The 6,999-nt window shown below is 26.2% G+C and carries 7 protein-coding genes; 2 read left to right on the top strand and 5 right to left on the bottom strand.

Annotation, left to right across the window (positions count from 1 at the left end):
- Positions 1 to 266: 266 nt before the first annotated feature.
- The gene (locus tag ACH2BC_RS06855; RefSeq protein WP_395053247.1) at positions 267 to 752 is read right to left on the bottom strand and encodes a pyridoxamine 5'-phosphate oxidase family protein; all 486 of its coding nucleotides are present in this window, start codon (positions 750 to 752) and stop codon (positions 267 to 269) included.
- A gap of 85 nt (positions 753 to 837) precedes the next feature.
- A complete protein-coding gene (locus ACH2BC_RS06850) occupies positions 838 to 1,797 on the bottom strand; it encodes a YihY/virulence factor BrkB family protein (protein WP_395053246.1) in 960 nt (319 codons plus the stop codon).
- A gap of 224 nt (positions 1,798 to 2,021) precedes the next feature.
- Between ACH2BC_RS06850 and ACH2BC_RS06845 the strand changes: the two genes are divergently transcribed.
- Both ACH2BC_RS06845 and ACH2BC_RS06840 read left to right on the top strand, forming a co-directional pair.
- A complete protein-coding gene (locus tag ACH2BC_RS06845; RefSeq protein ID WP_395053245.1) occupies positions 2,022 to 3,449 on the top strand; it encodes an L-serine ammonia-lyase in 1,428 nt (475 codons plus the stop codon).
- Positions 3,450 to 3,466: 17 nt separating this feature from the next.
- Positions 3,467 to 4,789, top strand: coding sequence for a TlpA family protein disulfide reductase (locus ACH2BC_RS06840; protein WP_395053244.1), 1,323 nt, complete (start codon positions 3,467 to 3,469; stop codon positions 4,787 to 4,789).
- Here ACH2BC_RS06840 and ACH2BC_RS06835 read toward each other — a convergent pair.
- From ACH2BC_RS06835 to ACH2BC_RS06825, 3 genes are all read right to left on the bottom strand, one after another.
- A complete protein-coding gene (locus ACH2BC_RS06835; RefSeq protein WP_395053243.1) occupies positions 4,786 to 5,091 on the bottom strand; it encodes a hypothetical protein in 306 nt (101 codons plus the stop codon). The two genes, ACH2BC_RS06840 and ACH2BC_RS06835, sit on opposite strands and share 4 nt — an antisense overlap.
- 61 nt (positions 5,092 to 5,152) lie before the next feature.
- Entirely contained in the window at positions 5,153 to 6,280 is a 1,128-nt protein-coding gene (locus tag ACH2BC_RS06830) for an ATP-binding protein (protein ID WP_395053242.1), read from the bottom strand.
- Positions 6,281 to 6,605: 325 nt separating this feature from the next.
- Positions 6,606 to 6,999, bottom strand: a 394-nt coding sequence (locus tag ACH2BC_RS06825; RefSeq protein ID WP_395053241.1) for an outer membrane beta-barrel protein, incomplete at its 5' end; no start/stop codon positions are given.

Genomic DNA, 6,999 nt, shown 5'->3' with positions numbered 1-6,999 from the left:
GATACAATTTGGCAACTTGGTTTTGTTTATCTATTAATATTATTTCAAAGATACGTATTTCACACTTTTTTATTGTATGCAAAGATATGAGCCCAGATGGAAATGAAAATCTTTTCTTGACTTTTTTTAAAGGCAAGAAAAATTGTAATGCACAGCTGGAATTACCATCATAGAAATACCCAGACCAAATTGCTTCAAATAATTATTAATGAAAATAAAAAAAACTCTCAATTTCTTGAGAGTTTTGTATGATTAAAATAAATTTATTATGCTCTAATTTCTGAATATTCTTTAGAATTTTTAGTATTGTTTTTTACGTTTAGTAAAATTTTATTTTCATTAGAATCCCAATAATATACGTTGGTTGGAACAACTTTTATAACAATTACTGTTGAATCGTTTAAACTTTCTTCAAACCATGCATTGGCTATTGGATTCCAAATTTTATCAATAGCTTCTTTGTCGTTATAAATTGAAACATCACCAAATACTGATAAATAATAAGAATCCGCCATGCTTGTAAAAAACAATTGAACTCTTTTATCTTTTACTTTTTCAAAATTTTTATTACTTTCTTTAGAACTTATAAACCATATATTTCCTTCATCGTCAACTTGATGTATACTCATTGGTCTAGAAGTTAAAGGAATAATGTTTAAATTGGAACAAAACATACAAATTTTAATTTCTTCAACTAAATTTTTTAAGACTGCAATATCTTCTTTGTAGTATAAATTTTTAACTTCACCCATCATATTAAATTTTGTTTGTTTTGTACAAAGGTAACGTTCAAATTTTATTTTAATTTTACATCGTGTTAAGAAAATGTTATATAATTTACATTATTTCGGTTTCTTTTCTTGGCGGTATAAAAGTTAAATCGCGTTCTTTTTCGAGTTCTTCTATAATTACAGCATAATCGGCAGGTTCTATTTTTGATCCTTTAAAATCTACATAAACTCTTGTAAATTCTGCTCCAATGTAAAGAATTGCTGCTGTATAATAAACCCAAACTAAAATTATAATTAATGAACCTGCTGCGCCATAAGCCAAGCCTGTATTAGATTTTTCAATGTAAATACCAATTAAAAATCTGCCTAACATAAATAAACAAGCTGTAAAAAATGCTCCAACTTTTACATCTTTCCAAGCAATTTTAGCATCTGGTAACACTTTAAAAATTACGCCAAAAAGCGTTGTTATTACTGCAAAACTTAATATGATATTTATGATTTGAAAAATAATTAAAGTTACATCTGGAAAATAACTTTTCATCCAATCATTTAATGATAATAAAACACCATTAATCATAAAAGTTACTATTAATAAAAATCCTAATCCTATAATTAAAGAAGAAGATAAAAGTCTGTCTTTTAATAATTTAACCCATCCACGTTTAGGTTTAACTTTTACTTTCCAAATCATATTTATAGAATCTTGAATTTCTGCAAAAACACTTGTTGCTCCAATAATTAAGGTTATAATTCCTATCATTAAAGCAGAATTAGTTTTGCCAGAAAGTTCCATGTTTTTAATAATTTCTTGAATTTGCAATGCAGCTTGATTGCCAATTAATCCATTAATTTCACCAAAAATTCTGCCTTGAATTGCTTCTTTACCAAAGAAAAAACCAGCCAAAGAAATTAATAATAAAAGTAATGGTGCTAAAGAGAATATGGTGTAATAAGATAATGAAGCGCTTAGTTTTAAACCTCTATCATTAATAAATTGAATAAAAGTTATTTTTAAAAGCTTAAAAACATTTTTTATTGGATGTAAAAATCGATGTTTTTGCATAATTGATATTAAGATATAATAGGTCAAAATTACTTATTTATAAAAATTATAATTTATACAATTAAAGGTTTTAGTTACATTATTATAGTTTACAATGACTTAAAAATATTTTTAAACATTTTTTTTATATTGAACGATGTAAATTTTAAGAAATGTTTAATTTTAACCTATCAAAATTCATTTTCTATTATCATTAAATTATATTTGCTCTAGAAAAATTTTTTATGGAAGAATGTATTTCGGTTTTTGATATGTTAAAAATTGGTGTTGGACCTTCAAGTTCACACACACTTGGACCTTGGCGTGCAGCAGAACGTTTTTTATCTGAACTAAAATCTGAAAACATTTCAAGTAAAGTTATTCGTGTAAAAGTAGATTTATATGGTTCACTTTCTTTAACAGGAAAAGGTCATGCTACCGATTTAGCAATTATGTTAGGACTTTCTGGTCAAGATCCAGAGTACATTCCGATTCAAGATATTGCTGGAATTATTAAAGTTATTGAAGACAAAAACGAAATTAAACTTGATAACGAATTTGTTATTCCTTTTTATTTTTTGCAAGATATTGTTTTCAATAAAAATTTTCTTCCTTTTCATGCCAATGGATTGACTTTTAATGCTTTTTTATCTGATGATGCAACATATTCTTCTACCTTCTACTCTATTGGTGGCGGATTTGTTGTTAAAGAAGAACGTATAAATGCAAAGAAAAAATTAGAAATAAAACGTACATTTCCTTTTCCTATTCAAAATGCAGAAGAACTTTTAAATTATACGATTTCAGAAAATAAATCTATTTCAGAAATTGTATTTGAGAATGAAAAATCAATGCGTTCTGAAACAGAAATTGATTCAGAATTAATTAGAATTTGGAACACAATGCTAGAGTGTATGTATATTGGTTGCCATAGCGAAGGCATACTTCCTGGCGGATTAAATGTGCGAAGAAGAGCATTTGATATGCATCAAGGTTTAATTGGTTTGGCTAACTATAATTCGCCACAAACTTGGCTTGAAGAAATTAGAAAAACAGAAGTTAAATTTCGTCAAATATTAAAATGGGTTTCGTGTTTTGCACTTGCAGTAAACGAGGTAAATGCAGCATTAGGAAGAGTTGTAACTGCACCAACTAACGGAAGTGCTGGTGTAATTCCGGCAGTTTTAATGTATTATTTAGTAATTGAAAATCATAATGCAAGCGAAAAAGAAATTAAACAATTTTTGTTGGTTGCAGGTGAAATTGGTAGTATTTTTAAAAAAGGTTCTACAATTTCAGCAGCAATGGGTGGATGTCAAGCAGAAATTGGAGTTTCTAGTGCAATGGCAGCAGCAGCTTTAGTTGAAGTTATGGGTGGAACTCCAGATCAAGTTTTAATGGCTGCAGAAATTGCAATGGAACATCACTTAGGATTAACTTGCGATCCTATTGGTGGTTTGGTTCAAATTCCTTGTATAGAAAGAAATACAATGGGCGCAATTAAAGCTATAAATGCTGCCGAATTAGCAATGGAAACCGATGCAAAAAATGCCAAAGTTCCGTTAGATAAAGTTATTGATACTATGTGGCAAACAGCTAAAGATATGAATTCTAAATACAAAGAAACATCTGAAGGTGGATTGGCAATTGCAGTAAATATGGCAGATTGTTAAGAATTAAATAGACTGTAATGAAAATTAAAAAAGTATTAATACTAATGTTTTTTGCAATTGTTTTTTCAAATGTAAATGCACAAGTTAATAAAACGGTAACTAATGGTTACATTGTAACTATAAATACTAAAAATTTAGCCAAAGAAAAATTGCTACTTTACATGGCTTATGGTCCAGAAAAACAAATGGCTATTAGTGACAGTTGTACTATTAAAAATAATAATCAAAAAGTAGTTTTTAAAAAAACAGGAAAACTTTATGGTGTAATTTATTTTTTAAAATTTGCCACTCAAAAAAACGAAATTGAACTAGCAATTGATAACAATACTCAGATAAATTTATTTATTGATAACAATAATATTGAAACCATAATTTGTACCGAAAATAATTTAAATAAAGATTTTTTAAAGTATCAAAAAGAACAAAAAGACCTTGATACCGATAAAAAAATAGCACTAAGAACTTCATTGTTAACTAAATATCCAAATTCTATATTGAATCTTTATTTTAAAGTTGAAAACAAAATTTATGATAAAATTCCAGAAAATTTAAATGATAAAATAACCAAAAGAAATAGTTTTTTTACTTTTTTTGACAAAAATGAAAACAGAATATATTTATTGCCCAACTTGTTTAGATTGTTGTATTCCTATATAATTATTACACCTATAAATAATGAAAACTACATAAAAAACATTGATATTGTAATGAACGGAATTGATTGCAAATCTAAAAATTATGTTATTTATAGTCGTTGGTTTTTATCTAATTTAAGTTATTTTGAATCATTACAATTAGATTTATCTTACAATCATTTGTTTAAAAATTACATTGAAAAAAATAAATGTAAAAGTTTTTCAGATGCAGAATTAGCTGGTTTTAAAAATAAATATGATACCAATATTTTATTTGAAAGTAATAAAAAAGTACCCAATATTGAACTTGTTGATAAAAATTTAATTCCTTATTCTTTAGAAAAAATTTATCCAAATTTTGATTTTACTTTTATAGCATTTTATAGTCCAACTTGTCATCATTGTCAAATGATGATGCCGTTTGCAAGTGATACATTTGCAAATTTAAAATTGAAATATCCAACTAAAAAGATTCAATTAATTGCTATAGAAAATGATCCAGATGAAAGTAAATGGGAACAGTTTGTAATTGATAAAAAAATATCAAATTGGCTAAATTTAAAATCAATTGATCCTAAAAGGTTGTATCAAAACGATTTTAATGCCTATTCTAATCCTAATGTTTTTTTAATAGATAAATCTGGTTCAGTTTTATTAAAAACTTTCAATCCTAAAGCTATAGAAGAATTAATTCAAAAAAATTAAATATTTCCTCTATTTTCTTTATTGTCTGGGCTTGAATTAGGATAACGATTAGGAATTATATCTGAATTTTTATCTTTATTTTCAACCATTTTTTTACCTAATTCTTCCGATGCTGTGCTTGGTTTTGAAGCAATATGTTTATTGGTATATGTTTCTAAACTTTCTACAATCTCTTCAACATTTCTTGCTCGTTGAACCACTTTAGAATGACCTTCGTTATCTATTTCAATTTCTGCTTTTAAAATAGATTTTGATTGATTAATTGTTGAATTATCATCTAAATTCACTTGCTTATTGTTCATTTTTTTTGAACCTAAATCATCATTTATCATACTATAAATTTTATTTGTTATGTGAAAATAATTATGCCACGTTAGATTTATTAATAGGAAGTGAAAAATAAAAATTAGAACCTTTTCCAATTTCACTTTCAACCCAAATTTTACCACCATTTTTCTCTAAAAACCCTTTAACTAATAGTAAACCTATTCCTGCACCTTTATTTTCTTCAACAGCTTTGGATAGAGATTGTACTTGTGGTGCAAAAAGTTCACTTTGTACATTGCTGTTCATACCTATTCCAAAATCTTTTACTGAAACAACAACCATATCATTGGCTTGTTTTGCTGATAAAATAATCTTTCCGTTTATCAATGAATGTTTAATAGCATTAGAAATAATATTTTGCAAAATAGATCGTAACATTTTTTTATCTGCATACACGTAACAATCTTCTTTAATCTTATTATCTATATAAATTTCTTTTAATAAAGCTGTTTCCTTTAAAGATTCTATTACTTTATTAGCACTTGAAACTAATTTAGTGTTTTTAGGAACAAATGCTTCTGCTGCATATTTTATTCTTGCCCATTCTACTAGATAATCCAACATATTAAGTTCATTTACAGTAGCATTATAAAACTCTTGAAGAAGCTCTTTGGCTAATTCTGGTTCAATTGTTTCAAAATTAGATTTTAAATAATCTGCACCTTGAATAATTCCTGCAAGTGGACTTCTTAAATCATGAGATAATATGGCTAATACACTTTCTTTATGATTATTTAATTCTTCCAGTTCTTTGGCATATTTTTTTATTTTATCATCTGACAGTTTTTTTGCAGTTATGTCTTTTAATATTTTAACAAAACCTATAACCTCTTCTTTTTCGTTTTTTAAAGGAAATACTAAACCATCTGCATAAAATGTCTTTCCGTCTTTACAAAGATGCCATCTAATATCTATTGATCTTCCATTTTTTAAAGCTAAATCAATTTCTTTTTTTGGGATACTATTTTTCTTGTCTTCATCTGTAAAAATAGTTTCAAATGGCATACCTATTATTTCATCAGTACTGTATTGAAAAATATTTGTTGCTCCTGAATTCCAACTATTAATATTCAAATCAATATCAACTGTAAATACAGAATAATCCTGCAAACTATCAATTACTTGACTATAAAACTCTGAATTTGGAATATATTGTTTTTTCAATACTTTTTTGATCATAAAATTATAATATCATTAAAGGTTAATTTTTTGCAAAATTGAAACTAAATTTTACAACTATGTTACACAATTAAACTTTTTAGTTGTATATTTTTAGTTTTATTTAAAGTTTAAATAAAAACTATTTACAATTACAACTATTATAATATCAATGAACTATGTTTTTAGTTTCAATAAAATTATTTTTAATTATTGAAATATTTTATAAGCGTCATGTATACCATTATATACTTAAAATTTGTATTGGAGAAAATTTTAATTAAAAATAATTACTTCACAATTTTGCCAATTAATGATTTTATGAAAAATTTTAAAATGAAATTGCGAGCGAAGTTGTCAAGAATGTATTCCTATTAGTTGTATTTCCATCTTTCAAAAATACTTCATCTTTACTATTTAAATTTCTAGCTTCTATTCTAAACATAACATTGTCAGCAATTAAATAATCAAAATTTGCAGAAAAACCATAGGTTTTAAATCCATTTGGCGTTTCAGAAGCTATAATTACACCTTTCTCATCACTATAATATTCGCCTCTAGCAGCTAACTGAATTTTGTTCGTTGGTTTGTGTTGCAAAATTAAAACTGGCGAAAACCAAGTGTCATATTTCTCACTTTTGTTAGCACTTTGTTGCGATCCAATATCAAAACCAGTTGTTAAACTTGTTTTTTCAGTCACTTTAAATTGTCCATAGAAATTATGA

Source organism: Flavobacterium sp. (genome assembly GCF_043760115.1).
Taxonomy (GTDB): Bacteria; Bacteroidota; Bacteroidia; order Flavobacteriales; family Flavobacteriaceae; genus Flavobacterium.
Note: the sequence above shows the minus strand (reverse complement) of the source record. Positions and strands in the feature narration are given on the sequence as shown.